This window comes from Mycolicibacterium houstonense, assembly GCF_900078665.2.
Taxonomy (GTDB): Bacteria; Actinomycetota; Actinomycetes; order Mycobacteriales; family Mycobacteriaceae; genus Mycobacterium; species Mycobacterium houstonense.
The window spans coordinates 1,238,461-1,263,608 of the sequence record NZ_LT546207.1 but is presented as its reverse complement, the minus strand read 5'-3'; the positions used below and the strand labels follow the sequence as shown (position 1 = coordinate 1,263,608).

Sequence of the window (25,148 nt, the reverse complement as noted above, 5' to 3'; positions counted from 1 at the left end):
CGCTGGGCAGCCTGCGAACCCATGCCGGATGCGGAGCCGGTTACCGCGTATGTGCCGATGATCGCCTCCTTGCGGCCTGACCGTGGGCCGGTTCGGCGGCCAAAGATAGCATCCGAGGGGTGACCGACCTTGCAAAATACGGGCCCTGGGCCGTGATCGCCGGTGGTTCCGAGGGGGTGGGCGCGGAGTTCGCCCGCATGCTTGCCGAGGACGGTTTCAATCTCGTGTTGCTGGCGCGCAAGCCCGGCCCGCTGGAGGAGACCGCGCACCGCTGCCGGTCGCTGGGCGTGCAGGTGCGCACGCTCGCGGTCGACCTGGTGGACGGCGCGTCGACNGTATGCCCCGCGATCGCTGACGCGGGCCACCACGATGCCGAGCACCGCGTACACGATCAGAAACCCGAACCCGTTGATCACCCCGATCGCGGTGTCCGAAAGGGCGAGTTCGTGTTTGATGGGTTCGGCCAACACCGACGGCAGGAATCTGTCGACGTAGTTGAGCATGCCGACCAGCGTCAGCAACGCCACCGCGGCCCATGCGCGCCCGGGCCCGTGAACGTCGGTGGGTTCCGACGACACAGTGGTCAGCGGTGGCGGCATCGGCATCTCCTGGCGCGAAGCGGTCCGGTCTGGGATCAGTGTCGTACGCCGCGGGCGAACCGCCACAGGTATCGGGGAAGACCGTGCGACGGTGGTGTTCTCGGCCAATCCTTGGGCCGGAAGAAGGCGTCGGATCCACCGTCGACGAAAACGACACTGCCGCAGAGGAAATCGGCTGAGTCCGACAGCATGAAGCAGATCCAGTCGGCCAAATGGCCGGCGTCGCCGTAGCCGCCGAGCGGGATCGGGAAGGATCGCACCGCGGTGCCTTCGCGGGGATCGTCGAGCTGTGCCTGCAGCAGCGGGGTCAGGATCGCCCCGGGGGCCAGTGCGTTCAGGCGGATGCCGGACCCGGCCCACGCCGCGGAGACCGCATTGACCCGCAGCCAGCGGCTGACGGCGATCTTGGATGCCGCGTACATGAGCGCGGAGCCGTTGCGGCCGAGCAGGCGCAGCGACCGCACTGCCTTGTCGGTGTCCCGCGCCAACAGCGCCCGGATGGTGCGGCGCGGGACGATCGGCACGGTGGTCGTCGAATTACTGGAAATCACAACAACTTTGGCACGGTCCGCAGTGGCCAGGGCGGGGCGCCAGGCATCCAGGAGCTCGACCACCCCGAGAAAGTTCACCTCGGCGATCAACCGGTTGCGGTCGGCACCGGGGCCGGGGCCCAGACCGGCGGCCAGTACCGCCCCGTCGAGCCGGCCGTCGCATGCGGCCAGCACGCCGTCNTTCCAGAAATGCCGGAGACTGTCGGTGCCGCCGAACAGTGTCGTGAAGTTGGTGGAATCGACCAGGACGATGTCACCGGCCCGGCCCGCGGCCGGAGGCATCCAGATCAGCGCATTGAACTCGGTGTTGCCCGCCGCGGTGAACGGATGGGGGCGGTCGGGATCGACCCGCTGACGCCCCAACACGCGCAGCGTATCGCCTTCGGTTGCGGTCAGTTCGTAGTGCGGCAGGTGCGGGTGGAAGTTGAACGTGGTGACGCCGGCGAGCAGTCCGCAGACGTCCAGATCCCGCGCCGCGGTCAGTGGGGCGATCTCGGTGGTGCCTTCGACGACGGCGGGACGCAGACCCCAGATGTTGTGCACCGGAACCGCGAGCGCCGTCATGAGCGAGCGGGTGTACTGGCCGAAGCGCTGTTGACGGGGCACCAGCGGGTCGCCGTGGTGCAGGTACTCGACCTGTCGGCGGGCGTAATCGTCGGTGTCGCCGACATCGTGATGCGGGGCCAACAGCAGGCAGGTGCCTTCCCGTTGGAGCCATCGGCGGATCGCCTCGATCTCTTCTTGGCCGGCCTGCTGTTCGGACAGGATGTGGTCGAGGCCGAACACCATCAGCGTGTCGCAGTCGTCGAGAATCCGCTCGTCGATCGGTAACCGGTAGCCGGCCTGATCGATTCGCTGGAACACGGCCACCGGATGCCCGGTGACCTCGCCGGCCAGTTCCTGGAAGGCCAGCGTCGAACGGTGGAACAGCTCCAGCGTGCCGGCGATGCCCTGCAGGAATGCCGTGGCGTCGTATTCGGACGTCTCATAGGCGGGCCACAACGCATTGCGGACCTCGGTCATGGTGGAGAACCGGTTCTCCATCGCCGCGGGATCCCGCTGGGCCTCCCACGGGTAGCTCCAGGTCCAGTAGATGCTGACCCGCCGTCGTCCGTCGTGGCGGCGCGGAACGTGGGTCTGGTTGTAGGTGCGGGCACCGGTCATGGGAAGGGCTGCCTGTCTGCTGCCGCGAGGTAGCGCAGTGCGGTGATCCCCGGCAGGAAGAAGTAGGCACCGCCGCGCAGTGTGGTGAAAGCCGGAATGCCCTTGTGCACCTTGCGTATCGGTCTCTTGGGCACGGTGAAGTCCAGGGTGCCGTCCTGGGTTCCGCAGATCGGGTCGTGCTCGTTGCCGAGTTCGTGAAACGTTTTGTCGTTGATCCAGACGTTCTGGGCGAACTCGAACTGGCGTACCAGGTCCGCGCAGATGATGAAGGCGGCGATGCCGCGGTCCACCCCGTCGTCGGATGCGCCGTCGGGCAGGGCCGGACCGTAGGTGGCGCCGCGACGGATCATCCGGCGCCGGTTCATGTAGTGCGCGGTGTCGCGCGGATTGAGCCGGCGCGCATGCGAACCGAGCGGGCAGGCGTAACCGAAGGGGTCCATCTCTTTGTAGTTGAAATCGTTGTTGCGCATCGGATCTGCGCCCAACTCGGGGTCATCGCGGTCGGGTGCCAGTACCAGGGGAGCACCGCTGCGCCAGCGCCCCATGAACTTGGCGGCCAGGAGTTCCCCGGCCGCCGGTGAATCCGACCGCTCGCGGAGGTAGTCCCGGAACAGGGCGACATGCTCCTGGAGGCGGCGGTAGGCCATATAGCTGCCGTTGCGGGAAAGCGCCTGCGGGCGGGGCAGATTGGCGACGGGTCCGTCCTCGTCCGGGTACCCGAGGATGAACTCCCCGGGCTCCAGCGGGTCACCCGAGCCCGGGGTGGGCTCCTCCCCGGATCCCTTGATCACCGGTTGGGACAACCGGTCACGGAAGCCGAAGTGGTCGTGGGCGTAGTTGAACGGCGGTGTCGCGTTCAGGTCCAGATGGGACAGGCTGCGCACCCCGTCGGTACGGTCGAGCAGCTTGTCGTGCTCCTCGATGGACCGGCGGCACTGCTCGTCGGTGCGGGAGAACAGGATCGCGATGGCATGGAGATCCTCACCGGCAAGCCCGCCCACCCAGTGTTCGGGTGCGGCGCCACCGGTGTCACCGAGGATCGGCGCCCGTGAGGCCATGCCTTCCCGGAACGCATCCGGGAAGCTGGCCAACGATTCGTCGTCTACGCCGAGCGCCCGCAGTCCGGTCCAGGTGAAGGCCAATGTCACCCAGCGGTCGGATTCGTTCATGGTGGCCACCGCGTCGGTGGCAGAGGACACCTTGTCCAGCAGTGCGGTCAGCCAGGCCCGGCCGCCCTGCGGGGTGTCGAACGTCAGAAACTCGTAGCGCCCGGTGATCGCCGGCGTGCGGGTCAACAGGATGTGCTGGATATCGTCGAACTCGAGCACGGCCGATCACTGCATCTGATCGAGCATGTCGGAGAACGCGGCCTTGAGCCGCAGGGCCTTCTTGATCTCATCAGCGGTGACGTACGGATACTCACCGTATTCCAGGAAGCTCGGCACCTGATGCGCCCGGACGAACTCGATGAACGCCTGCGGGTTCTCCTTCCAATCCTCGGGGAACCCCTCCAGGTTGGTGAATACGGTGGTGATCCCGGTGCTGCTGAACAATTGCACCGCGTCCTCGGTGTACTTGTCGAAGTCGGTGTCGAAGATGCCCTGGTATTGGAAATGCAATCCCGAGCCGACGTCGAAAAGTACCCAACGCAAATAATGCAGCCGAAGCGGCGCCAATACCTCGGGGCTGGCGGCGATCGCCTCCTCGATTTGCTTGCCGTAGGCGCGTACGGCTTCTTCCCGGCCTTCTTTCACCTTGGCGATGATCGAGAATCCATGGCAGGCCGGGGTTCTCGGATAGGTGGGTCCATAGCGGCCCGGCACCAGCTCGAAATAGCCCTCCGGCGGAATGGCCATGGCGGCCGGTTTGGTCCAGTCGTGATTGTCGGCAGCCATTTTGGACCCCCAGGTGATTCCGGATGATGCGGAACGGTAACACTCCACGAATGACCAGGAGCCCGGATTGCATTGACGGTTCGGCAAATGTGCCGGGGCATTTGGCAGAAATCCGGGAAAACGCGAATTACGGGCGTATCGTCCTCATGGTCGGGGCCGTACGAGGGGTTGGCCACGGCCGGCTCCGCGGCAGTGCGCCGGGAATGAGGCAATGATGAGGATCGTTGCGCGCGTTCGGCGAGTTCTGGCCGTGGCGGCCGCGTTCGCGTTGACATCCGTGCTAGCCGGCGGGCTCGGGCCGCCAGCGGCGCTCGGCTACTCCGATGTGCCGATCGAGATCCTCACCGTGCCCTCGGGCGCGATGGCGCGCGACGTCCGCGTCGAATTCCTCAGCGGTGGACCAGGTTCGCGCGCACTGTATCTGCTCGACAGCATGGAGGCCGGCGACGACCGCAACGGCTGGGACATCAACACCGCGGCCTTCGACCTGTTCGACGGAACCGGCATCTCCGTGGTGATGCCGGTGGGCGGGAAGTCGAGTTTCTACAGCGACTGGTACGGGCCCGCGGTCGGCAACGGTGGCACGTGGACCTACAACTGGGAGACCTTCCTGACCCGGGAACTACCGGCCTGGCTGGCCGCCAATCGGCAAGTCGCCCAGGGCGGTAACGCGGTGGTGGGGTTGTCGATGGGCGGCTCGTCCGCCTTGGTACTGGCTGCGTACCACCCTCGGCAATTCACCTACGCGGGCGCCTTGTCTGGCTTCCTGAATCTTTCGGTCGCACAGTGGCCGGGTCTGGTCCGGGTCGCCATGAGCTGGAACGGCGGCTTCAACCCGGACGCGATGTGGGGGCCCCCGGGGGACCCGGCCTGGGCTCGCAACGATCCGACCGTCAACGTCGGGCGCCTGGTCGCCAACGACACCCGGATCTGGGTCTACTGCGGAAACGGGACCGCCGCGGATCCGGCGCTGGCAAGTCCGGACGCACCGATCGGCGGGCTGGGCTTCCTGGAAGGATTCGCGATCGACTCGAACCGGGCCTTCGCCGATGCCTACCGGGCAGCCGGTGGCACCAACGCGGTGTTCAACTTTCCGGACGGCATCCACAGCTGGGGCTATTGGGAGCAGGAACTGAGCCGGATGAAGCCCGACCTGCTACGTGTTCTCGGCACCCCGCAGAACAGCGGCGCGCGCGAAGTCGCGGACCCGGTCCTTGGCGATCTTCCCGTTACCGGTCAGCGGTAGCGCCTCGGCGAACAACACCACCCGTGGCCGCTTGAATCCCGCGATCGCACCGCGCACGTGGCCGATCAACTCGTCGGCGGTGGGCTCGTGCCCCGGAGCCGGCACGATCACCGCGCAGACCGCCTCGCCCCAGTAGTCATCGGGTACCGCTACCACCGCGACCTGATCGACGGCCGGATGGGTGGACAGGGCATCCTCGACCTCGCGGGAGGACACGTTCTCACCGCCGGTGACGATGATGTCCTTGAGCCGGTCGACCACGAACAGTCGTCCGTCGGCGTCGCGGCGGCCCATGTCGCCGGTGCGCAACCACCCGTCCTCGGTGCTGGAACCGTCCGGCCAGTACCCGGGGGTGACCTGGGCGCCGCGCACCAGGATCTCGCCCACCAGGCCCGGCGGCAACAGCTCGCCGGACGGGCCTGCGATGCCGATCTCGACGTCGCGATGCGGGTGGCCGGCACTCGCGAGCAGTTCCGGTTGGCCGGCCGCTCCGGCTCGATGGTCGTCAGGGCCGAGAAACGTGACGTTCCCGCCGGTCTCGGTCATCCCGTAGCCCTGGTGGAAGTCGACTCCGAGCAGCTCGATCGCCCGGCGCAGCAGATCCAGCGGCATCGCCGCGGAACCGTAGGCCACGGCGCTGAGTGTGGGTAGGTCCGTGCCGGTGCGTTCCAGATAGCCCAGCAGCGAGTGCAGCATCGTCGGCGCCAACGAACACGAGGTCACCCCGTGGTCACGCACCAGCTCGGCGAATCCCTCCGGGCGAAATTGGGCACAGAGCACCACGGTGTTGGCGACCGCGTGCTGGACCAGCATGTTGTACCCGGCGATGTGGCACATCGGGAACGGCAGCAGGTACACCTCGCCGGGCCGCACCGAGCGACCCTCCACCGAACCCGACACCGCGGCCAGGATCGAACGATGGCTGTGCACAACGGCTTTCGGGACTCCGGTGGATCCGCTGGTGAACAGCAGCCAGGCCGGATCATCGGGTGTCACGAGATCGGGGCAGGGCAGGCCGGAGACCGGTGCGGCGTGCCACTGCTCGGATTCGAACGCGATCGTGTGTTCGACGGGCGCCCCGGTGCCGGCGAGCGCCGACAGGTAGCTGTCGTTGCCGAGCAACAGGGTGGGTGAGGCGGTGGTCAGCTGCGCAGCCTGTTCGGCCGGTCCGAGGCGCTGATTGATCAGCGTCAGCACCCGTCCGCTGCGGGGCACGGCGTAATACAGCTGGGCGTAGGCGGCGCTGTTGTCGGCGACCACCGCCACCCGGTCACCGGGAGCGGTGCGGGCGGCCACCCACCCGGCCACGCCACGGATCTGGCGTTCGAATTCGGCGAACGTCGTGGTGGTCCCGTCGTCGGTCACCACCGCCGCGCGCTCAGGCGCGTCGGCGGCCGCCGCGGACACCAGCTCGTGCAGAAGGCTCATGCCTGTTCCCTCGGCGGCAGTTCGAAGCGGTCGAGATAGCGCCGGATGAAATCCTGCGCCTCGGCATGGCCACGGCTGATGCCCAGGCCCTGCTCGAGCACGAGGATGCGGGCCAGGCTCGCCACGATCATCGACATCACCACGGGCGGAAACTCGTCGGTGTCGACGCCGTGGGCCCGCAGCGCCGCGGTCATCGTCGCCTCCTCGAGATCACGGAAACGGTCCGCGTATCCGGCGATCTCGCTGCGGATGGCCTTGCGGTGGTTGGCCAGCGCCATGAACTCCATCCACAGTGCGGCGCCCTGCGCGTTGTTGAGGTCCCACAGGGCATGCAGCGGGGTGTCCTCGGCGAAGGCCTCCTGCTGGGTGCTCAGGTTGGCCTCGGCCCCGGCCTGCAGCACCGCCACGAAGAGGTCGTCCATGGAAGGGAAGTAGTAGTGCACGAGCGCGGGTTTGACCCCGGCCTGCGCGGCGACCCGGCGCGATGTGGCCGCGGCGTAGCCCTCGTCGAGCATCACCTGGGCGGTGGCCCGGATCAGGGCTCGACGGGTCGTCGAATCGCGTCCGGTGGGGGCTTTCTGCGGACTCATCGCACCCTTGACCACGCGCGTCGACGGCTGCTAGACATGGCCCGAGTGTAGTTATTGGGCGATCGCCCAAAGTGGGCGGCGTGGCGGCAACCTCAGTTGCCCCGGCGACGAAGGTGGGCGATGACCGTCTATTACGACCCTTACGACATCGGCATCGTCGCCGATCCCTACCCGGTCTACGCGCGGCTGCGGGAAGAGGCCCCGCTCTATCACAACGACCGGTACGACTTCTGGGCGTTGTCGCGGCACGCGGATGTGGAAAAGGCGCTGTCGGACTGGGAAACCTTCTCCAACAGCCGAAGTGACATCCTCGAGCTCGTCAAGTCCGACTTCGCCATGCCGCCGGGCGTGATGATGTTCGAGGACCCACCCATGCACACCTTGTTGCGCGGGCTGATGTCCCGGGTGTTCACGCCGCGACGAATGGCCGAGATCGAGGACCAGATCCGGCAGTTCTGCGTGCGCTGTCTGGACCCACTGGTCGGGTCCGGCGGCTTCGACATCATCGCGGAGCTGGCCTCGATGATGCCGATGCGAGTGATCGGAATGTTGCTGGGCATACCGGAATCCGAGCAGATCGGCGTCCGGGATGCCAACGACGCGAACCTGCGGACCAAGCCCGGTGCACCGATGAAGGTGGTGCACGCCGACCGCATCGCCGACGGCCGGATCTATGCCGACTACGTCGAATGGCGGGCCAAGAACCCCTCCGACGACCTGATGACCGCACTGCTCAACGTCGAGTTCACCGATGAGTTCGGGGTCACCCGCAAACTCGATCGCAAAGAGGTGCTGCACTACACCCAGGTGGTGGCAGGCGCGGGCAACGAAACCACCGGGCGGCTCATCGGCTGGCTCGCGAAAGTGCTGGCCGAACATCCCGACCAGCGTCGTCAAGTGCAGCGGGATCGGTCACTGCTGACCCGCGCCGTGGATGAGACGCTGCGCTTCGAGCCCACCGGTCCGCATGTGGCGCGGTGGGTGGCAAAGGATTTCGAATACGACGGCACCACGGTGCCCGCGGGCAGCGCGATGCTGTTGTTGTTCGGTGCCGCCAACCGCGACCCGCGGCGCTACCGCGACCCTGACATCTTCGACCTCCACCGCGACAACATCAGCCACCTGACCTTCGGCAAGGGGTTGCACTACTGCCTGGGTGCCAACCTGGCGCGACTCGAGGGCCGGGTCGCCCTCGACGAGTTGCTGAACCGTTTCCCGGAATGGGAGATCGACTACGACAGCGCGAAACTCGCCCCGACCTCGACGGTCCGTGGCTGGGAGCAATTGCGCATCGTGGTGAACTGACTGTGGTGAACTGGGCACCGTGAACATCTGGATCGGGCGGGCCCGGCGCAACCTCAGCGGTGACGTGCCCGCCCCGCCGGAACAGGTGCGGGCGTTCTATGTCGACCTGGACAACATCTCGCAGGTGCACCCGCTGGTGCAGTGGGTGCGCAGCACATCCCGGGTGGACCTATCGGACGGCTACCGCCAGGACTATCGGGTGCGCGATCGGATCCCGTTGGGGCCGTTCACGCTTCCGATCACCTACCGGGCCCGGCTCACGGTTCCCTCGGCCGGCGCGGTGACCGCGCAAGCGCGGCAGTTTCCGCAGGTGCGGCTGGACAGCCGGGTCGAGTTCGCGGCGATCGACACCGGCACCCGCATCACCGAGGACCTCAGCATCGCCGCGCCCAGGCCGTTGCTGGCGGTCACCGTGGGGCAGGCTGTTGCCGCCCACGCCACCATGCTGGCCGCGATCGGGAAACTGTTCACCGCCTGATCGGTTCGTGAACCTCGGCTACGAGCCGCTGACGGCCTCGGCGTGTTCGGTGGCCACGGACTTGGCCCACCGGTAGTCGGCCTTGCCCGCGGGGGAACGCACGATCTGCGGTGACCGGATGAAGGCCTTCGGGACCTTGTACCGTGCGATCGAGGTCTCGCACACCTGGACGAGTTCCTCGTCGGTGGCCGAAGCGCCCTCGGCCAACTGGACGACCGCCACCACCTCGCTGCCCCAGCGCTCCGACGGGCGACCGACCACGACCACGTCGTACACGGCGGGGTGCGCGGCGATGGCCCGCTCGACCTCCTCGACGAAGATCTTCTCGCCGCCCGAGTTGATGGTTACCGAGTCGCGGCCCAGCAGCTGAATCCGCCCGTCTTCCAAAACGTTTGCCCGGTCACCCGGAACCGACCAGCGCACGCCGTCGATGGTGGGGAAGGTGCGCGCGGTCTTGGCCTCGTCGCCCAGGTAGCCCAGTGGAATCAGATCGCGGCGGGCCAGCCAGCCACCGCCCTCGCCGGGGCCGAGCACCCGGGACAGATCCTCGGCCACCACCGCGGTGTCGGACTGAGCGTTGAAGGTGGCGGCCTGGGACTCGGCGCCCGCGGTCGTCGCGGTGCTCATCTGGGCTCCGGACTCCGACGCGCCGACCGCGTCGATCAGCATGAGGTGCGGCAGCGCGGTCAGGATGCGCTCGCGCACGGTCGGCGACAGCGGCGCGCCCCCGTTGCTGATCGTGAACAGGCCGGACAGGTCGTAGTCGCCCTTCTCGATCTCGTCGATCAACGGCCGGGCGATCGCATCGCCGACCACCGGGATGCTCAGCACGCGCTCGCGTGCGGCCAGGGCCAGCACGTTGTCCGGGCGCATCCGCACCACATCGTCCGGGATGACGAGCTTTCCGCCCATGGTGATGGCGTTGTAGGCGGCCCACTGCGCGGCGCCGTGCATGAACGGCGGGATCATCAGCAGCGACAGCCCGCCGCCCGCGGTGCGGGCCCGCTCGGCGAGCTCGTCGTAGGAGGCGATGAAGGTGTCGGTACCGAACGGCCGGCCACCCATCGAGGACAGGAAGATGTCATGCTGGCGCCACAGCACGCCCTTGGGCATGCCGGTGGTTCCGCCGGTGTAGAGGATGTATAGATCGTCGCCCGACGGGGTCGGCATCCCGGCCTGTGGCGCAGGGGTTTTCAGGATCGTCTCGTAATCGACGGCCCCCGGCAGCAGCGCGTTGCCCGATTCGTCGGCGACCTGGATGAGCACCTGCAAGTTCGGCAGTTGATCGCGGATCGCGGCCACCCGGGGCGCGAACTCGGCGTTGTAGATCACCGCGCGGGCGTTCGAATCCTTCAGCAGGTAGAGCAGTTCCTCTTCCACGTAGCGGTAGCTGACATTGAACGGAGCCACGCGAGCGCGGTAGCTGCCGATCATCGACTCGAGGTACTCGTTGCCGTTGCGCAGGTAGATGCCGAGGTGATCCTGCCCGGACTCGTGCCCGGCCAGCGTGTCGCGCTCGGTATGGACGCCGAGGCCCGCCGAGACCAGGTAGTGGGCGAAGCCGTCGACGCGGGCGTCGAACTCGCGGTAGGTGAATCGGCGGTCCCGCCACACCAGGAAGGTCTGGTCGCCGACGGCCTTTGCCACCGTCGAGAACACTGTGGACAGATCGAACTTCACGTCAGCGCTCATGGCACTCCTGGTGTGCACGGATCAGGGCCCCACGACCATACACGCACCACTTCGCTGTATGGCCTTGGGTGTGTGACCCGCGCCTCAGAACGGCCTTGGGCCGGTATCAGACCGGGAAGAAACCGTCACCGGTGAACACGCCGGGCTGCCAGCCCCGCGGGCCGAGGCACAGCAAGGGCCGGCCGTCGGGGGACTGGGCCGCCGACTGCGGGCCCGGGCACGGCGAGCCGATCTCCTGCACACCGTGCAGCGGGTACGCGTACGTCCAAAAACCCGTGTACACCGGGGGCCACTGGTTCGGAATCCACCGGCAGGCCATCGCCGTGCCGCCCGGGCCACGACCGAACACGTTGCGTTCCCAGCTGTAGCACGGTGCGCCGTTGGAGGCCTCGTAGCTCATCCCCGGGACGTCGGTCGGGTAGCGGCCGGGGTTGTCCGGATACATGTTGGTGTTGTCGTCGGCCAGGGCACTCGGCACCGCCGAAAGCGCCAGTGCCGCCGCGGCGACCGCCGTCGTGGCGAAGAATTCGCGAATCATGTTCCACCCTCAGCATTGCCGGCCGCCGGTCGAATCGGGCCGGCCAGGTTGTTGACTCTGGGCCAGAAGCCTAGCCGGTCCGCGGGGACGGCAGTCGGCATTTCGGGGCGGTTGTTACTCGCCGGTATCGGTATCGAGGACGCTGACCGCGATGCCGTAGGGCAAAAACCGCACCCGGCGACCCGGATCCGTGTTGTTCGCATTGGCCCGCAGAGCTTCGAGCTCATTGGGATACACCTGCTCGATGTGGGCGCCGCCGGACTCGTCGACGGTGTAGATCGCCCACACCCCGTCACCCTTCTCGCCGGTGGTCTCCGGCGCGGTCCTCGGGCGGGAGAACCGGGTGACCTCATCGATCAGTCCGGCCCAGCCGACGCCCTGACCGGGCTGGGACAAGAATTTGCCCAGCCCGTCGAGCGCATCCCGCAATCCCTCGCCGGCCTCGCGGGCGACACGGTCGAAATCCTCGGGGTCGAACCCGAACGGTCCACTGCCACTCATTGCGCTCTCCTCGGTGTTGTGGGCATGCCCACGCGTACTAACACCAGTGTGCGCGCACGCGGCGAAAGGCGGGGTGGTAAACGATCCATATGGCCTTCACACGGGACGAGCTGTTAGCCACTGTCGAGTTGTCACCGCAGGCAGCGGGTGCACATGACCGGCAAGGGTGGGTGGGCCTGTTCGCCGCGGGCGGACAGGTCGAAGACCCGGTGGGCTCGCGGCCGCACCGGGGAGCGGTCCAGATCGAGCGGTTCTACGACACCTTCATCGCGCCGCGGGACATCACCTTCCACCGTGACGCCGACATCGTGGCCGGCTCGACGGTGATCCGCGACCTCGAGCTGGAGGTCGTCATGAGCCCCTCGGTCACCATGCGGATTCCGGCCTACCTGCGCTATGCCGTCGAATCCGCCCCGGCCGGGCCGCGGATCGGTCAGTTGCAGGCGTACTGGGAGCTGCCGTCGATGATCGGGCAGTTCGCCCGCGCCGGACTCGGCGCCGTGCCGGTGGGACTGCGCCTGACCGGGGCGTTGCTTCGCAACCAGGGGCCCTCGGGTGCTCTCGGGTTCGCCAAGGGTCTGGATGGTGTGGGCCGCCCGGGCCGGCGACTGGTCGCGGGACTGCTCGACGACCTGTGCGCCGGTGATGCGGTCGCGGTGCAACGGCGGCTCGGGACCGGCACGGTCATCTGCGCCGGCGACGACGCCCCGATGAACGCGTCCGGATTGCTGGAACGAACCGCGGGGGCGACCTGGCGCAAGCCGATCGTCTCCGGCAGCAGTGTGGCGGCCGGGCTGGAGGACGCGGGCCGGCGGGCGGTTGTGATCGCCGACCTCGCACGTCGTCCGCTCCGGGTCACCCGGTTTCGGTACTACACGGACGCGATGTGAACCGCGATACCGGCCCGGCTGCAGCGTCGTCGTGCGTTGCCGTGAGACCGTAGGAGGATCATGGCTGACCACGCTTACATCACCTACGAGGAGTTCGGCCGCCGGTTCTTCGAGGTGGCGGTGTCCGAGGACCGCGTCGGCGACGCCATCGGGGCGATCGCCGGCGACGAGTTCGAAATGGGTCCCATCGCGCAGGGGCCGGGAAAGATCGCCAAGGTGACCGCGCGGGTCAAGATCCAGAAGCCGCGGGTGAGCCGCATCGTCGGTGACACCATCACGTTCTCGATCCGGATACCGCTGGAGATCGACATGATGATCGATCTGCGCATCGACCGGCCCAAGTTCATGGTGTTCGGCGAAATCTCGTTGCGGGCCTCGGCCCTGGCCGCCGAGCCGCTGCTGCTGATCCTCGACGTCAAGAAGCCGCGGCCGTCCGACATCTCGATCCACGTCACCTCGAAGTCGTTGCGCGCCGAGGTGTTGCGGATCCTGGCCGGCGTCGACGCCGAGATCAAACGCTTCATCGCCGCGCACGTGGCCGGTGAGATCGACAGCCCAGAATCGGAGCAGGCCAAGGTGATCGACGTGGCCAAGGAACTCGACTCGGCCTGGGGCGGAATCTGATCCGCCGAGCCCCTGGGTGCGGTAACCGGTCGGCGCGGCCCGTACGATTCCTGCCATGCAGCGCACAGTGATCCGGTCTCTCCGCGGGCTCGCGGCCGTGACCGCGACGGGTACCGCGGCCCTCGTGATCGCCGCACCGGCACACGCCGATCCGGCCGATCAGGCCTTCGTCGATGCGCTGAGCCAGGCGGGGGTGGCTGCCGCCGACCCGGCCCAGGCCGTGGCGATGGGGCAGTCGGTGTGCCCGATGCTGGCCGAGCCGGGCCAGAACGCCGCCGATGTGGCCGCGAAGGTGGCCGACACCGGTGGCATGTCGCTCGGTCCGGCCACGATGTTCACCGGTATCGCGATCTCCACGTTCTGCCCCGCGATGGTGGCCAAGGTCGGCGAAGGCAACCTGACCGGCGGCCCCGCAGACCTGGCCTGGTCGATCCTCGGTTTCAACTAGGCGCTCAGTGACATCAGCGCGGGCCGCCGGGGCGACCGGCCCACACCGCCGGACTGACCGCGCAGGTGCCGCCACAACCACGGCATGAGCATGTTCTGCGTCCACAGCACCTGCGAATAGGCCCGGGACCGAAACGACTGAGCCTGCCCGACGCCGGTGGCCAGCGCCCAATCATGGTTGCTGCCAGGCAGTCCGAGCGCCTCGGCCGCCGCGGCGGCGAACAACCCGTGCCCTCTGGCCGAGCCGTGGACCCGGTCGGGACTCCAGGTCTCCGGTTCGCACATCGACGGTGCCGAATAGAGATCCACGAGGCGGAAGCCGTACCGATCAGCGGCCCCGATGATCGCGTCGTTGATCTGGATCACCCGTTTCCCGAGCAGCCCGCCGACCGGCAGGATCTGCGTGATGTCGGGGAACGTGGTGGTGACGACGGTGGCACCGGACTCCGCGAGGCGGCGATACACGGTGTCGAGGTCGTTCAACGCGCGGTGGAACGACCGCCCGGGCCGGGTCACGTCGTTCATGCCGATGCACACGGTGACGAGGTCGGGGTGCATCGCCAGCGCGGTGGGCAGTTGGGTGTGCAGCACATCGCCGATCCGGTGGCCGCGAATGGCGAGGTTGGCATACCCCAGGCCCGGGTAGAGCCCGTCGAGGTGGACCGCGAGCCGGTCGGCGAAACCCATCAGGCCGACGGTGTCGTCGCCATCCCACAGTCCTTCGGTCTGGCTGTCGCCCAGGGCGACATACCGGGTGAAACGTCGCACGCTGGCGACTCTAGCGCGCGGGGGTCCGGCCACCGTCCGCAGACACCACGAAGGGGCACCCCCAAAAGGGTGCCCCTTCTTGATGTTTGACGTTGTTCGGGCTTACTTCACGTCCACGTAAACCGTCTTGTTGACGACGTTGGTCTGCAAGCTGTCGCCCGGGTTACCGGAATCTGTCCGGCTGTAGGTCTGCCCCGGTCGAACCGCCACCACCGAAGCCTTGTCCAGCGGTGTGGAACCGACGTGGTTGACGATCACCTTGTAGCCCTTGGCCTGCAGCTCGCTGATCGTCTGCTGGGCGTTGCCCGGGCCGGTCGGTGCGGCCTGGGCCGGCCCCGCCAATCCGATGACCGCCGCGGCGGCTGCGCCGACGAATGCTGTGGCAATTCCGAGCCTCATCATCTTTGGTGCCTTCTTTCTTGTTCTGTTGTGTCGCATGCCACCAACCGGCGGCGGGCTGTCCGCCGAGCGTCTGCGCTAGATCCGTTTAGGTGTTACACATTGGTTAACCGGGAGTTCAGAAGTTAAATTCCTGCTGTTTGAAAATCTGGACGAGGGCTGCGTCACACCGGGGAACTCGAGATGCGCGCCGGAAGTGACTGGGATTACCCACAACTCGTGAAGTGGCGGGCGACACGGCGCCGGCTCTGACGGTGTCGTCGCGTAGCGTGCAGCACGTGGCCAAGTTGAGCGCCGGGATCTTGTTGTACCGCTTCGCGGGTACCGATGTGGAGGTGCTGATCGCCCATCCGGGCGGCCCGTTCTGGGCCCGAAAGGACGCCGGCGCATGGTCGGTGCCCAAGGGCGAGTACATCGAGGGGGAGAACCCCTGGCTTGCGGCGCAGCGCGAGTTCACCGAGGAACTCGGCTCGCCGCCGCCCACCGGCCGGCGCATCGACCTCACCCCGGTCCGGCAGGCCGGTGGGAAGGTGGTCACCGCGTTCGCGGTCCACGGTGACTTCGACGCCTCGGCAGCGGTCAGCAACACCTTCACCGTGGAACTGCCCAAGGGGTCGGGCCGTTTCGTCGAGTTCCCCGAAATCGACCGTGTCGCATGGGTTTCGGTGGCGGCGGCCCGGGAGAAGCTGCTGGCCGGGCAACGCCCGCTGCTCGACCAGTTGATGGCCGCGCCGGAACTGGCGGGGTACGGAGAAGGCGCCGCGTCGGACGGCTAGCCGCTCAGAGATCCAGCGTCAGCGTGTGCCCGGCCTCGGCCCGCGACACGCAGGTCAACAGATAACCCGCATCTCGTTCCGGGTCGGTCAACAACGTATCCCGGTGCTGCACCGTGCCGTTCGACCCATCGGCGTTCGGCAGGACCCGGATTCGGCACGTGCCGCAGAATCCTTGCTGGCAGGAGTACGGCGCATTCACCCCGGCCCGGCCCAACGCGGCGAGCAGCGTCTCGTCGGCGCCGACGGTCACCGTCTCTCCGGTGGAGGCGACGGTCGCCGAGAACTCGGCACCATCGACAACCGGTGGCGCCGCGAACCTCTCGAAATGCAGTTCCACGTTGTCCCGGCCGGTGAGCGCGGTCCGGATCCCGGTCAGCATCGGGGCCGGCCCGCACGCGTACACCGTGGTGCCGTCAGGGCAGTCACCCAGCAGTTCCTCGGCGCTGGGCAGGCCGTCCACATCGTCGGTGCGGACCTCGATCCGGTCGCCGAACCGGGCCAGCTCGTCCAGGAACGGCAGGCTGTCACGACTGCGGCCGGCGTACACCATCGACCAGTCGACGCCCAAGCGCGCGGCCAAGCCGAGCATCGGCAGGATCGGGGTGATCCCGATACCGCCGGCGATGAACCGGAACCGTTGGGTCGGCGACCCGTACCCGGGCACCGTGAGGGCGAACGCATTGCGCGGACCGAGCGTGCTCACCCGGCTGCCGATCTGCAGGGTGTCGTGCACCTCGACCGAGCCGCCACCGCCATTGGGTATGCGCCGCACCGCGATTCGATAGCTGTCGGCCACCTCGGGATCACCGCACAGCGAGTACTGCCGCACCCGTCCGCTGGCCAGGTGCAGATCGATGTGTGCCCCCGGATACCACCGCGGCAGCCGGCCGCCATCGGCGGCGGCCAGCGTCAGCGCGATGACGTCCTGGTCGTGGGCCACCACCTCGCGGCCCGTCACGGTCAGCTCGATCGTGCGGTCCAACTCGGGCGGCGGGCTGGACCGCCGCACCATCCGGCCCACCGTCCAAATGGTGGCGATGGCGGCGCCTGCGGCGCCCAGCATCGGATCGTGCCGGAACCGGCCCGACATGCTCGGCGGCAGCCTGCGATAGCGCGAGAGCAGATTCGGCATCCCGGCGCCCGTCACAGGTGGGCGGCCCGTGCCGCGGGGGAGCTGGCCAGATACGCGACCGCCTGCGCCGTCGACCCCATCTCTTCGGGAGAGAAGCCGGGCCGGCAGTAGGCCAGCGTGTTCGAGCCGAACATCCGGGAGAACTTGGGCAGCAGACCCAGCTTGGAATCCCGGATGCGCATCCGGTTCATCCGCCACCAGCCGATGTCGAGGGTCGGATCGCTCTTGACCATCGCCCAGCAGCCGCGCTGGAAGAACAGGTAGACCGCGGTGGCCGCGATCGACATCGCCCGCACCCGGCTGAAGTAACTGTCCTGGAAGTACACCGCCACGTCGTGGGCGACGCTGCGATGCTCGACCTCTTCGGCGCCGTGCCAGCGGAACAGGTCCGTCATCGTCGGGTCGGCGTCATGGTCCTCCCAGGTGCAGTTCAGCACGAAGTCGCCGAGCACCGCCGTGTAGTGCTCGATGGCGGCGATGAGCCACAGCCGGTCGCACAGGTTGGCCAGCCTGCGCCGCGGATCCGGGGAGTCCGACGGAGCCAGCGTCTTGGTGAACACGTGCTCCACCAGCGACAGCACCGGCTGGTAATCCACCCTGTGGTTGGTCAGGAACTCGTCGAGCACCTGATCGTGGGTCTCGGCGTGCGTGGCCTCCTGGCCGATGAAGCCACGCATGTCGTCGGCCAGCTTGGGATCGCGCACGTAGGGGAGCGCTTCGTTGAACGTCGCGACGAACCAGTGCTCGGCCACCGGCAGGACCACGTTGAACAGGTTCACCATCGACGAGGCCACCGGGTGGCCGGGGATCCAGTGCAACGGGATGCCATCGAGATCGAAGTGCACTTTCCGGGCCTGGATCTGTACCGGGCCCGGATCGATCTCATGGTCGAACCGCAACGGACGCAACATCGAGAGCCTCCCTGGGATGAGTGGACTCTCAGCAGTGTACGGATTTAGGTGGGAACGGCGGTACCGGGTGACGGGTTCGGGTGCCGTGTCGAGGTCAGGCCGGCGGCGGCGTGCCCGCGCCAGGGGCGCCGGCGATCGGCACCACCGGTGTCNTGCGGCAGGGCGCTGCCGAAGGAGCCGCCGAAGGTGGCCTTGATGCCCTGGCTCTTCAGAATGGCCAGCGCCTTCATGTACGGCTCGCCCACGACGTTGATCGAGGTGGAGCTCGGCTGTGAGGTGGCCGTTCCGGCGGCCAACAGGGCGATCGATCCGGCGGCGAGCAGACCGCCGCCGAGCGCAACAAGCTTCTTCACATGAACTCCGTCAGTCGGGTGCGGTTGCGAACATATCGCAGCTGTGACGAATGTGAAACCGGAGCAGACGCCCCGCGCGTTACATCCCGGCCCGGTCCGGGTGCCCCGTGATCGCCGCCATCACGTCGCTCAACGCCGCCGCCCGCGGGTCGGCGAACACCTCTTCCAGGGGCAACTGCCTGCCGTCGGGACCGGCCAACGGTATCCGCCAGTTCGGGTACTCGTCGGTGGTGCCCGGCTGATTCTGCGTGCGCACCTCGCCGACGGCATCCGCCAGCGAGAGGGCCAGCAGCTTCGACGGAGTCCGCCCCAGGTAGCGGTACAGCGCCGTCACGATCTCGTCGGTGTCCGGCTCGGCATCCGGATCGATCAGGCCGGCCCGCTGCAGCTCGGCCAACCACGCGGCCTGGGCGGCCCGATCGGCGGCCAGCTCCTGATCGGCGGGGCGGGTGAGCAACCCGAGTTCCTCACGCAACCGCACATGCGCACCGGCCAGATAGCCCGGCGTCGGCGGCAGGTCATGTGTGGTGACCGAGGACAGGCAGTACTCCCGCCACCGTTCGGCAGGCAGGGGCTTGCCCGACTCATCGGCTTCGAACCACAGGATCGAGGTACCGAACAGACCCCGCTCGCGCAGGTAATCGCGGACCCATGGTTCGACCGTGCCGAGATCCTCGCCGATGACGACGGCTCCGGCCCGGTGAGCTTCCAGCGCGATGATCCCGATCATCGCGTCGTGGTCGTAGCGCACGTAGGTGCCCTCGGTCGGGGCGGCGCCCTCGGGAATCCACCACAGCCGGAACATGCCGATGATGTGGTCGATGCGTACGCCGCCGGAGTGTCGCAGCGCCATGTTGACCAGGGCCCGGAACGGCTCGTAGGCCTGCTCGACGAGGCGGTCTGGCCGCCACGGGGGCTGTGACCAGTCCTGGCCGAGCTGGTTGAACTCGTCCGGCGGTGCACCCGCGCTGACCCCGAGTGCCAGCACGTCCTGCAGGGCCCAGGCATCGGCGCCGTCGGGATCGACGCCGACGGCGAGATCGCTCATGACGCCCAGTTCCATCCCGGCCTGCACCGCGGCGGCCTGCGCCGCGGTGAGTTGATCGTCGAGCACCCACTGCAACCACCGGTGAAAGTCGATCGCGTCCGGGTTGGCGGTGGCGAACGCCGAGACCTCCGAGTTCGACGGATGCCGGAGCGCAGGCGGCCAGGCATGCCAGTCGGCTCCGTACCGTTCGGCCAGGGCACACCAGACCGCGAACTCATCGAGGGCCTGACCCTGCCGTTTGCGGTAGGCGGTGTAGGCGAGCTCCCGGCCGGCCGAGCGTTCCACCCGGTACACCTGCTCCAGCGCGGTGCGTTTGACCCGCCAGGCGGCGTCGCGGTCGATGGTCGGTTGCCGGGCGGCCTGCTTGTTGACCGCCGTGCGCAGCCCGCGGATCCGTCCCCGGTGACGCACCGCGGCGAACTCGGGAATGGCCTCCACCCGCAGGTAGAGCGGATTGCCGAAGCGGCGGGAGGTGGGCAGGTACGGCGACGGTTCCATCGGGGCGGTGGGCGAGGCGGCGTGCAGCGGGTTGATTAGGATGAAGCCCGCCCCGTGCTGGCTGGCCGACCACACGGCCAGATCGGTTAGGTCGGTGAGATCGCCTGTGCCCCAGGAGTTCTGAGAACGCACACTGTACAGCTGGACGGCCAGGCCCCAGGCTCGGCGCCGGTCCAGCCGCGCGGGGAGCTCCAGCGTGGCGGGGGAGATCACCACCGTGGTCTCGGGGTAATGCTCTTCGCGCGAGCGCAACCGCAGCCGGTGATACCCCGGCGGCAGGTCGGCGGGCAGTTCGAACGTGGCCTCGCCGATCAAACGGTCCCCGAGATCGTATGGGGGCCGGTTGTTCTCCAATTGCCTCAGGCTGCTGCGCTCGGTGCCGTCCTCGAGCAGCAGGGTGACCTCGGCCGGGTCGCCGTGGGTGACGTGCACCCAGAAGGCCGATGCCACCCCGGCCCGGCCCGTCACGATGGGCGGCAGGCTGCGTTGCCAGTACCGGCGGTCGTGCGCCGTCAGCGCATCGGCGCGCTCCTGTTCGGTTTCGGCCGGTACGCCCAGCGCCCGCAGCACCGCGATCAGCGTCGTCTCAGCGACGGCGGTGCGCCGGCCGGTCCAGTCGTCGAACTCCGCGGCCACGCCGTAGCGGCGGGCCAACTCCAGCAGGGCCTCCGACGGTGCGTTCATGACGCCAATCTTGGCGCCATGAACGCGATCGTGTCAGTCGACATCGCGGGCCAGCAGGTCGGCCCAGGTGTCACGGCGCACTACCAGCCGCGCAGATCCGTTGTGCGCGAACACAACCGGAACCCGGCGAGCTCCGTTGTACTGATTGGACATGGTGTAGCAGTACGCGCCGGTGACCGGTACCGCCAGCAGATCGCCCACCTTCGGCTCACGCAGCGGCACACCGTCGACGAGCTGATCGCCCGATTCGCAATGTCTGCCGACGACGGTGACCGGCTCACCGCCGCCCACCCGGTCGGCGATCGTGGCCTCGAACCGCTGGCCGGTGAGCGACACCTCGAGGTTGTCGCCCATGCCGCCGTCCACGGCCACGTGCGTGACGACACCACGCTTGACGGTGGTGATCCGATACACCGTGCACGCGGTGTCGGCGACCATGCTGCGCCCCGGTTCGACGATGATCCGGCTGCCGTCCGGCAGCAGGGCGCGGGCCTGGTCCACCATGGCCTCGGCGTAGTCGTCCAGGCTGGGCGGCTGCTCGTCGTAGGTGTAGCGCACCCCGAGCCCGCCGCCGAGGTCGTACACCTCGAAGGTGCCGAGCCGAGCGATCGGTTCCACCGCGGCCGCCAGCTGCTCCACGTTCAGCAGCTGGGAGCCGACGTGTGTGTGCACCCCGTCGAGTCGCAGGTGCGGGCTGGCCTCGATGCGGGCGATCGCCCGGCGGGCATCCTCGGGCATCAGGCCGAACTTGGAGCCGGCGTGACCGGTGGCCTGCGAGGCATGGGTGGCGGCCTCGACACCGGGAATCACCCGGACCAGACACGGCTGTTGGTGACCGGCAGGCACGATCCGCTCCAGCCGGTCGATGTCGTCGAAGTTGTCGACCACGACCAGGCCCACGCCGTGTTCGACGGCCAGCGTCAACTCCTCGTCGGTCTTGGCGTTGCCGTGCAGGATCAGACGCGACGGGTCGGCGCCCGCCTTGACCGCCGACAAGATCTCACCGCCGCCGGCGACATCGAGGTGCAGCCCCGCCTCTGCCATCACGCGTTGAACGGCGGTGCAGGGGAATGCCTTCGACGCGAACGCCACATCGCTGCGCGGCCAGCGGTCGCGGAACGCCGCGAGATAATCGGCGGCCCGCTGCCGCAACGCGCCTTCGTCCATCACGATGGCCGGCGTGCCGAACTGCTCGGCCAGGACATCGAGCCGGCAGCCACCGATCATCAGGGTGCCGTCGGTGTCCTGCCGGGTGCCCGGCGGAAACAACCCGATCAGATCGTCGGCGATCGCGTGTGGCGTCACGGGCCCAGCGTGCCATGCCCGCACCGCGGATCCGGCCTGAAGCGAACAGCTCCTGCCGCTTCGGCGGTCCGCTGCCGTCGTCGCAACGCAGTAATATCGCCTCAGTGGTATCCGGGCCGCTCTCAGCTCCACGCGACGCCGCCGTCCTGCGCCGGGCCCGGATCGCGGTCGGTGCGCTGTTCTTGACCAACGGGGCGATCTTCGCCAACCTGCTGCCGCGCTACCCGGAGATCAAGACCGATCTGGACCTGAGCAACGCGGTGTACGGCGCGGCCGTCGCCTCGTTCTCCGGTGGCGCCCTGGTCGCGGGGCTGACCGCGGCGACGCTGATCCGCCGGTTCCACAGCGCACGGGTCGCGGTGTTCGGCACCGTCGCGCTGGCCTTGTTCGTCGTCGCCGCGGGTCTGTCGACCACCCCGCTGATGCTCGCCGCGGCGCTTTTCCTGGCCGGCGCCTGCGATTCCGTCGTCGACGTGGCGCAGAACGCCCACGGACTGCGCGTGCAGCGCGAACACGGCCGCTCGATCATCAACTCCCTGCATGCGGTGTGGGCGGCGGGGGCAATCCTGGGCGGTCTCACCGGAGCCGGTGCCATCGCGCTCGGTATACCGCGCAGCATCCATCTGTCCGGGATCGCCGTGCTGTTCAGCGCGGTGGCCCTGATCGCCTACCACTACCTGCTGCCCGGGTCCGACCACGACGACCATCCCGCCGCCCACAGCGCGGCCGGACGCCCGGCCGGGCCACGGGTCTACCTGATCCTGCTGGCGCTGGTGCTCATCGCGGTCGCCGGTGCCACGGTCGAAGACGCCGGAAGCTCGTGGGCGACGCTGTATCTGCGCGATACCCTGCACGCCCCGCCCGCAGTGGCGGTGTTCGGTTACATCGCGCTGGTGGGGTTCATGTTCGTGGGACGGCTGACCGGCGACCGACTCGTCGACCGGTTCGGCGAAGCCACCGTGGTGCGGGTGGGTGGCGTGATCACCGCCGCCGGGATGGGCTCGGCGCTCGCCTTCCCCGGCATCGCCACCACGATCGCCGGGTTCGCGCTGGCCGGGCTGGGAGTGCCACCCNCGGGGTCAGCGGGTCCTTGAACAGGAACCTCGCGATGAGAGCGACCAGGGCCACCCCGCAGGCCGTCCAGATGCCGTAGGCGATCCCGACCGGAACCCCCCACGACAGTGCCAGCCACAGCAGGTAGAACGACGTCACGTAACCGGCGACCACCGGGGCGATCCAGGCCCGGCGTCGGAACCCGTCCGAGGCCCGCAGCGCGAGCGTGGCGAACACCTCGACCAGTATCGCGCCCGTCAACGCCAGCCACATCATGATTCGGCCTCGCGTGGATGCGATCCCAGTTCGACCAGCAGCACGCCCGAGATGATCAAACCGATGCCGGCCACGATCGGCCAGGTGAACGGGTCGCCGAACAACGTCGCGGCCAGCACGGCGGTCGCCGCGGTGCCCAGCGCACCCCAGATGCCGTAGGCAACGCCGACCGGCATCCCCGCGCGCAGCACCAGCGTCAAGAACGCGAACGCGGCCAGGTATCCCGCCACCACGAGCACCAGCCAACCCGCATGGTCCTGCGACGCCCGCAACGACAGTGTGGCGGTGACCTCGGTGATGACGGCCGCGATCAACAACGCCCACCTTCGCACGCGACCAACCTATCGGAGGTCCGTCCGGCACGTCCGGACCAGGCGGGTGGGTACCGTGGGAGAGTTCGCTCAGTGTCATCGAGGAGTCCGCATGCCCGATCCGACCCGCGGCCCGGTGGTCGACACCGCCTACGGTCCGGTCCGCGGAACCGACGACGGAGCGGTCAAACGGTGGTCCGGGATTCGCTATGCCGCGGCGCCGGTCGGGGAATTGCGATGGCGCGCACCGCAACCGCCGGCCCGTTGGTCGGAGATCGCAGACGCCACCCGCCCCGGGCCGGTGTGCCCGCAGATCACCGACCCGCGGCTGCCCATCGACCTCGGCGGCCGCCAGGGCGAGGACAGTCTGGTGCTCAACGTTTGGGCCCCCGCCGGAACCGAGGCCGGGGATGCCAAACCGGTGATGGTGTGGGTGCACGGTGGTGCCTACGTCCTCGGCTCGGGCAGCCAGCCGCTCTACGACGGGGCGGTGCTGGCCGGCGAGGGCGATGCCGTGATCGTCACCGTCAACTACCGGCTGGGGCCGTTCGGTTTTCTGGACCTGTCCGAGTTCAGTGAGCAGCCCGCGGCGAAGGGGCTGCGGTTCGAGACCAATCTCGGGTTGCGCGACGTGCTGTGCGCACTGCGGTGGGTACGCGACAACATCGCGGGGTTCGGTGGAGACCCGGATCGGGTGACCCTGTTCGGCGAGTCGGCCGGGGGCGGGATCGTCACCACCTTGCTGACCTGCCCGGCCGCCGAAGGCCTGTTCGGCGCCGCGATCGCGCAGAGCTCTCCGGCCACGTCGGTGTACGCCGCCGACCGGTCCCGTGCGGTGGCCGTTCAGTATCTCGAGCGGCTGGGGATCGCTCGCGACGAGGTTGCGCGACTGGCAGTCGCACCGGTGCCCGCCCTCCTGGCCGCGGCCAAGGACGTGTTCGACGCGGTGCCGCGGACGTCCCCGGGTCTGCTGGCATTCGCACCCGTCGTCGACGGCGACGTGGTGCCCGACTATCCGGTGGCGGCGGCCCGGGCCGGCCGCGGCCACCCGGTGCCGCTGATCATCGGCACCAACGAGCACGAGGCGACGGTGTTCCGCTGGATGAAGTCACCGCTGATGCCGATCACGCCGGGCGCCTTGCGGTCCATGTTCAATGCGATCGCCGCCGAACAACCCGGACTCCAACTGCCCACCGAGGCCCAGATCACCTCCGCCTACGCGGGTTTGCGTCCCAAGGCGCTCGGGTTGGGTCTGGCCCGCGACATCGGGTTCCGGATGCCGACCCTGTGGTACGCCGAGGGACACAGCGCCGTCGCCCCGGTATATCTCTACCGCTTCGACTTCACCACGCCGATGTTGCGGCTGCTGCGGCTGGGCGCCGCCCACGCCACCGAGCTGCCCTATGTCTGGGGGAATCTGGTTGCCGGACCGAAGGATCCGACGTTCAAGCTGGGCGGCCTCAAGCACGGGCGCGGGGTGTCCCGCCGGGTACGCCGCCGGTGGGTCAACTTCGCCACGACCGGCGAGCCCTCGGGTGCGGCGGGCGAGCCCGTATGGCGGTCGTACGGACGTGACGACCGCGCCACGCTCGTCATCGACAAACACGACAAGGTCGTCGCCGACCTGGACCGCGATCTGCATGCGGCCTGGGGTAGCCAGATCCTGAACTTCCGCTGATCGGATGA

The 25,148-nt window shown here is 68.3% G+C and carries 23 protein-coding genes and 5 pseudogenes; 10 read left to right on the top strand and 18 right to left on the bottom strand.

Translation table 11 applies throughout. The features are described 5' to 3' along the window. Positions 1 to 119: 119 nt before the first annotated feature. Positions 120 to 323: pseudogene (locus BN4332_RS35055) on the top strand (SDR family NAD(P)-dependent oxidoreductase); the annotation flags it as partial. A gap of 12 nt (positions 324 to 335) precedes the next feature. Here the strand turns inward: BN4332_RS35055 and BN4332_RS06300 are convergent. From BN4332_RS06300 to BN4332_RS06285, 5 genes and pseudogenes are all read right to left on the bottom strand, one after another. Next, positions 336 to 599: pseudogene (locus BN4332_RS06300) on the bottom strand (spinster family MFS transporter); the annotation flags it as partial. Positions 600 to 634: 35 nt separating this feature from the next. Next, a pseudogene (locus BN4332_RS34145) lies at positions 635 to 1,324 on the bottom strand (SDR family oxidoreductase); the annotation flags it as partial. A gap of 9 nt (positions 1,325 to 1,333) precedes the next feature. After that, a pseudogene (locus tag BN4332_RS06295) lies at positions 1,334 to 2,314 on the bottom strand (hypothetical protein); the annotation flags it as partial. Next, positions 2,311 to 3,642, bottom strand: coding sequence for a Dyp-type peroxidase (locus tag BN4332_RS06290; RefSeq protein WP_066897674.1), 1,332 nt, complete (start codon positions 3,640 to 3,642; stop codon positions 2,311 to 2,313). The gene BN4332_RS06290 and the pseudogene BN4332_RS06295, both read right to left, overlap by 4 nt. Positions 3,643 to 3,648: 6 nt before the next feature. Further along, on the bottom strand, positions 3,649 to 4,209 hold the full coding sequence (locus BN4332_RS06285) for a hypothetical protein (RefSeq protein WP_066897673.1): 561 nt from the start codon (positions 4,207 to 4,209) through the stop codon (positions 3,649 to 3,651). A 214-nt stretch (positions 4,210 to 4,423) separates the two neighbouring features. Between BN4332_RS06285 and BN4332_RS06280 the strand changes: the two genes are divergently transcribed. Then, a complete protein-coding gene (locus BN4332_RS06280; RefSeq protein ID WP_084459195.1) occupies positions 4,424 to 5,455 on the top strand; it encodes an alpha/beta hydrolase in 1,032 nt (343 codons plus the stop codon). On the opposite strand, the gene BN4332_RS06275 is transcribed toward BN4332_RS06280, so the two are convergent. Continuing rightward, a complete protein-coding gene (locus BN4332_RS06275) occupies positions 5,366 to 6,883 on the bottom strand; it encodes an AMP-binding protein (protein ID WP_066897672.1) in 1,518 nt (505 codons plus the stop codon). The genes BN4332_RS06280 and BN4332_RS06275 overlap by 90 nt on opposite strands. Beyond that, on the bottom strand, positions 6,880 to 7,473 hold the full coding sequence (locus tag BN4332_RS06270) for a TetR/AcrR family transcriptional regulator (RefSeq protein ID WP_074132992.1): 594 nt from the start codon (positions 7,471 to 7,473) through the stop codon (positions 6,880 to 6,882). Before BN4332_RS06270 ends, BN4332_RS06275 begins: the two co-directional genes overlap by 4 nt. A gap of 120 nt (positions 7,474 to 7,593) precedes the next feature. Here BN4332_RS06270 and BN4332_RS06265 point away from each other — a divergent pair, with 120 nt between their 5' ends. Both BN4332_RS06265 and BN4332_RS06260 read left to right on the top strand, forming a co-directional pair. Next, positions 7,594 to 8,778, top strand: a complete 1,185-nt coding sequence (locus tag BN4332_RS06265) for a cytochrome P450 (protein WP_066897671.1) — start codon at positions 7,594 to 7,596, stop codon at positions 8,776 to 8,778. A gap of 19 nt (positions 8,779 to 8,797) precedes the next feature. Then, positions 8,798 to 9,256 carry an SRPBCC family protein gene (locus BN4332_RS06260; protein ID WP_066897670.1) on the top strand — a complete coding sequence of 153 codons (459 nt, stop codon included), beginning with the start codon at positions 8,798 to 8,800 and terminating at the stop codon, positions 9,254 to 9,256. An 18-nt stretch (positions 9,257 to 9,274) separates the two neighbouring features. Here the strand turns inward: BN4332_RS06260 and BN4332_RS06255 are convergent, their stop codons facing one another. From BN4332_RS06255 to BN4332_RS06245, 3 genes are all read right to left on the bottom strand, one after another. Then, entirely contained in the window at positions 9,275 to 10,948 is a 1,674-nt protein-coding gene (locus BN4332_RS06255) for an acyl-CoA synthetase (RefSeq protein ID WP_066897669.1), read from the bottom strand. Positions 10,949 to 11,054: 106 nt separating this feature from the next. Beyond that, positions 11,055 to 11,486, bottom strand: coding sequence for a hypothetical protein (locus BN4332_RS06250; RefSeq protein ID WP_066897668.1), 432 nt, complete (start codon positions 11,484 to 11,486; stop codon positions 11,055 to 11,057). 114 nt (positions 11,487 to 11,600) lie between these two features. After that, positions 11,601 to 11,987, bottom strand: a complete 387-nt coding sequence (locus tag BN4332_RS06245) for an Rv0313 family protein (RefSeq protein ID WP_066897667.1) — start codon at positions 11,985 to 11,987, stop codon at positions 11,601 to 11,603. Between the two features lie 89 nt (positions 11,988 to 12,076). On the opposite strand from BN4332_RS06245, the gene BN4332_RS06240 reads away from it, so the two are divergent. From BN4332_RS06240 to BN4332_RS06230, 3 genes are read left to right on the top strand one after another with little or no spacing between them, the layout of a single operon-like run. Further along, entirely contained in the window at positions 12,077 to 12,877 is an 801-nt protein-coding gene (locus tag BN4332_RS06240) for a ketosteroid isomerase family protein (RefSeq protein WP_066897666.1), read from the top strand. Positions 12,878 to 12,937: 60 nt separating this feature from the next. Next, on the top strand, positions 12,938 to 13,501 hold the full coding sequence (locus tag BN4332_RS06235; RefSeq protein WP_066897665.1) for a hypothetical protein: 564 nt from the start codon (positions 12,938 to 12,940) through the stop codon (positions 13,499 to 13,501). A 55-nt stretch (positions 13,502 to 13,556) separates the two neighbouring features. Beyond that, positions 13,557 to 13,949 carry a DUF732 domain-containing protein gene (locus BN4332_RS06230; RefSeq protein WP_066897664.1) on the top strand — a complete coding sequence of 131 codons (393 nt, stop codon included), beginning with the start codon at positions 13,557 to 13,559 and terminating at the stop codon, positions 13,947 to 13,949. On the opposite strand, the gene BN4332_RS06225 is transcribed toward BN4332_RS06230, so the two are convergent. Further along, positions 13,946 to 14,716, bottom strand: a complete 771-nt coding sequence (locus BN4332_RS06225) for an SGNH/GDSL hydrolase family protein (RefSeq protein WP_066897663.1) — start codon at positions 14,714 to 14,716, stop codon at positions 13,946 to 13,948. The two genes, BN4332_RS06230 and BN4332_RS06225, sit on opposite strands and share 4 nt — an antisense overlap. A gap of 102 nt (positions 14,717 to 14,818) precedes the next feature. Then, a complete protein-coding gene (locus BN4332_RS06220) occupies positions 14,819 to 15,118 on the bottom strand; it encodes a hypothetical protein (RefSeq protein WP_066897662.1) in 300 nt (99 codons plus the stop codon). A gap of 275 nt (positions 15,119 to 15,393) precedes the next feature. Here BN4332_RS06220 and BN4332_RS06215 point away from each other — a divergent pair, with 275 nt between their 5' ends. Beyond that, positions 15,394 to 15,891: an NUDIX hydrolase gene (locus tag BN4332_RS06215; RefSeq protein WP_066897679.1), complete on the top strand. Its 498-nt coding sequence runs from the start codon at positions 15,394 to 15,396 to the stop codon at positions 15,889 to 15,891. Between the two features lie 4 nt (positions 15,892 to 15,895). On the opposite strand, the gene BN4332_RS06210 is transcribed toward BN4332_RS06215, so the two are convergent. From BN4332_RS06210 to lysA, 4 genes are all read right to left on the bottom strand, one after another. Further along, positions 15,896 to 17,023 carry a PDR/VanB family oxidoreductase gene (locus BN4332_RS06210; protein ID WP_066897678.1) on the bottom strand — a complete coding sequence of 376 codons (1,128 nt, stop codon included), beginning with the start codon at positions 17,021 to 17,023 and terminating at the stop codon, positions 15,896 to 15,898. Positions 17,024 to 17,034: 11 nt separating this feature from the next. Continuing rightward, complete coding sequence (locus BN4332_RS06205) at positions 17,035 to 17,934, bottom strand: metal-dependent hydrolase (RefSeq protein WP_066897661.1); 900 nt, start codon at positions 17,932 to 17,934, stop codon at positions 17,035 to 17,037. Between the two features lie 432 nt (positions 17,935 to 18,366). Beyond that, positions 18,367 to 20,517 carry a 4-alpha-glucanotransferase gene (gene malQ, locus BN4332_RS06195; RefSeq protein WP_066897660.1) on the bottom strand — a complete coding sequence of 717 codons (2,151 nt, stop codon included), beginning with the start codon at positions 20,515 to 20,517 and terminating at the stop codon, positions 18,367 to 18,369. A 33-nt stretch (positions 20,518 to 20,550) separates the two neighbouring features. Continuing rightward, positions 20,551 to 21,822, bottom strand: coding sequence for a diaminopimelate decarboxylase (gene lysA / locus BN4332_RS06190; protein ID WP_066897659.1), 1,272 nt, complete (start codon positions 21,820 to 21,822; stop codon positions 20,551 to 20,553). A gap of 104 nt (positions 21,823 to 21,926) precedes the next feature. Here lysA and BN4332_RS06185 point away from each other — a divergent pair. Further along, positions 21,927 to 22,889: pseudogene (locus BN4332_RS06185) on the top strand (MFS transporter); the annotation flags it as partial. Here BN4332_RS06185 and BN4332_RS06180 read toward each other — a convergent pair. Both BN4332_RS06180 and BN4332_RS06175 read right to left on the bottom strand, forming a co-directional pair. Continuing rightward, positions 22,804 to 23,148 (bottom strand): DMT family transporter, encoded by a 345-nt coding sequence (locus BN4332_RS06180; protein ID WP_066897658.1) that lies wholly within the window; start codon positions 23,146 to 23,148, stop codon positions 22,804 to 22,806. The pseudogene BN4332_RS06185 and the gene BN4332_RS06180 sit on opposite strands and share 86 nt — an antisense overlap. Then, positions 23,148 to 23,483: a DMT family transporter gene (locus tag BN4332_RS06175; RefSeq protein WP_066897657.1), complete on the bottom strand. Its 336-nt coding sequence runs from the start codon at positions 23,481 to 23,483 to the stop codon at positions 23,148 to 23,150. Before BN4332_RS06175 ends, BN4332_RS06180 begins: the two co-directional genes overlap by 1 nt. A 91-nt stretch (positions 23,484 to 23,574) precedes the next feature. Between BN4332_RS06175 and BN4332_RS06170 the strand changes: the two genes are divergently transcribed. Beyond that, entirely contained in the window at positions 23,575 to 25,140 is a 1,566-nt protein-coding gene (locus BN4332_RS06170; protein WP_066897656.1) for a carboxylesterase/lipase family protein, read from the top strand. Positions 25,141 to 25,148 lie beyond the last annotated feature (8 nt).

Bases quoted from the DNA above. Each gene is read 5' to 3' on its own strand.
- BN4332_RS06285 (WP_066897673.1), bottom strand. From the start codon at position 4,209: ATGGCTGCCGACAATCACGACTGGACCAAACCGGCCGCCATGGCCATT.
- BN4332_RS06280 (WP_084459195.1), top strand. From the start codon at position 4,424: ATGAGGATCGTTGCGCGCGTTCGGCGAGTTCTGGCCGTGGCGGCCGCG.
- BN4332_RS06275 (WP_066897672.1), bottom strand. From the start codon at position 6,883: ATGAGCCTTCTGCACGAGCTGGTGTCCGCGGCGGCCGCCGACGCGCCT.
- BN4332_RS06270 (WP_074132992.1), bottom strand. From the start codon at position 7,473: ATGAGTCCGCAGAAAGCCCCCACCGGACGCGATTCGACGACCCGTCGA.
- BN4332_RS06265 (WP_066897671.1), top strand. From the start codon at position 7,594: ATGACCGTCTATTACGACCCTTACGACATCGGCATCGTCGCCGATCCC.
- BN4332_RS06255 (WP_066897669.1), bottom strand. From the start codon at position 10,948: ATGAGCGCTGACGTGAAGTTCGATCTGTCCACAGTGTTCTCGACGGTG.
- BN4332_RS06250 (WP_066897668.1), bottom strand. From the start codon at position 11,486: ATGATTCGCGAATTCTTCGCCACGACGGCGGTCGCCGCGGCGGCACTG.
- BN4332_RS06245 (WP_066897667.1), bottom strand. From the start codon at position 11,987: ATGAGTGGCAGTGGACCGTTCGGGTTCGACCCCGAGGATTTCGACCGT.
- BN4332_RS06240 (WP_066897666.1), top strand. From the start codon at position 12,077: ATGGCCTTCACACGGGACGAGCTGTTAGCCACTGTCGAGTTGTCACCG.
- BN4332_RS06235 (WP_066897665.1), top strand. From the start codon at position 12,938: ATGGCTGACCACGCTTACATCACCTACGAGGAGTTCGGCCGCCGGTTC.
- BN4332_RS06230 (WP_066897664.1), top strand. From the start codon at position 13,557: ATGCAGCGCACAGTGATCCGGTCTCTCCGCGGGCTCGCGGCCGTGACC.
- BN4332_RS06220 (WP_066897662.1), bottom strand. From the start codon at position 15,118: ATGATGAGGCTCGGAATTGCCACAGCATTCGTCGGCGCAGCCGCCGCG.
- BN4332_RS06210 (WP_066897678.1), bottom strand. From the start codon at position 17,023: ATGCCGAATCTGCTCTCGCGCTATCGCAGGCTGCCGCCGAGCATGTCG.
- BN4332_RS06205 (WP_066897661.1), bottom strand. From the start codon at position 17,934: ATGTTGCGTCCGTTGCGGTTCGACCATGAGATCGATCCGGGCCCGGTA.
- malQ (WP_066897660.1), bottom strand. From the start codon at position 20,517: ATGAACGCACCGTCGGAGGCCCTGCTGGAGTTGGCCCGCCGCTACGGC.
- BN4332_RS06170 (WP_066897656.1), top strand. From the start codon at position 23,575: ATGCCCGATCCGACCCGCGGCCCGGTGGTCGACACCGCCTACGGTCCG.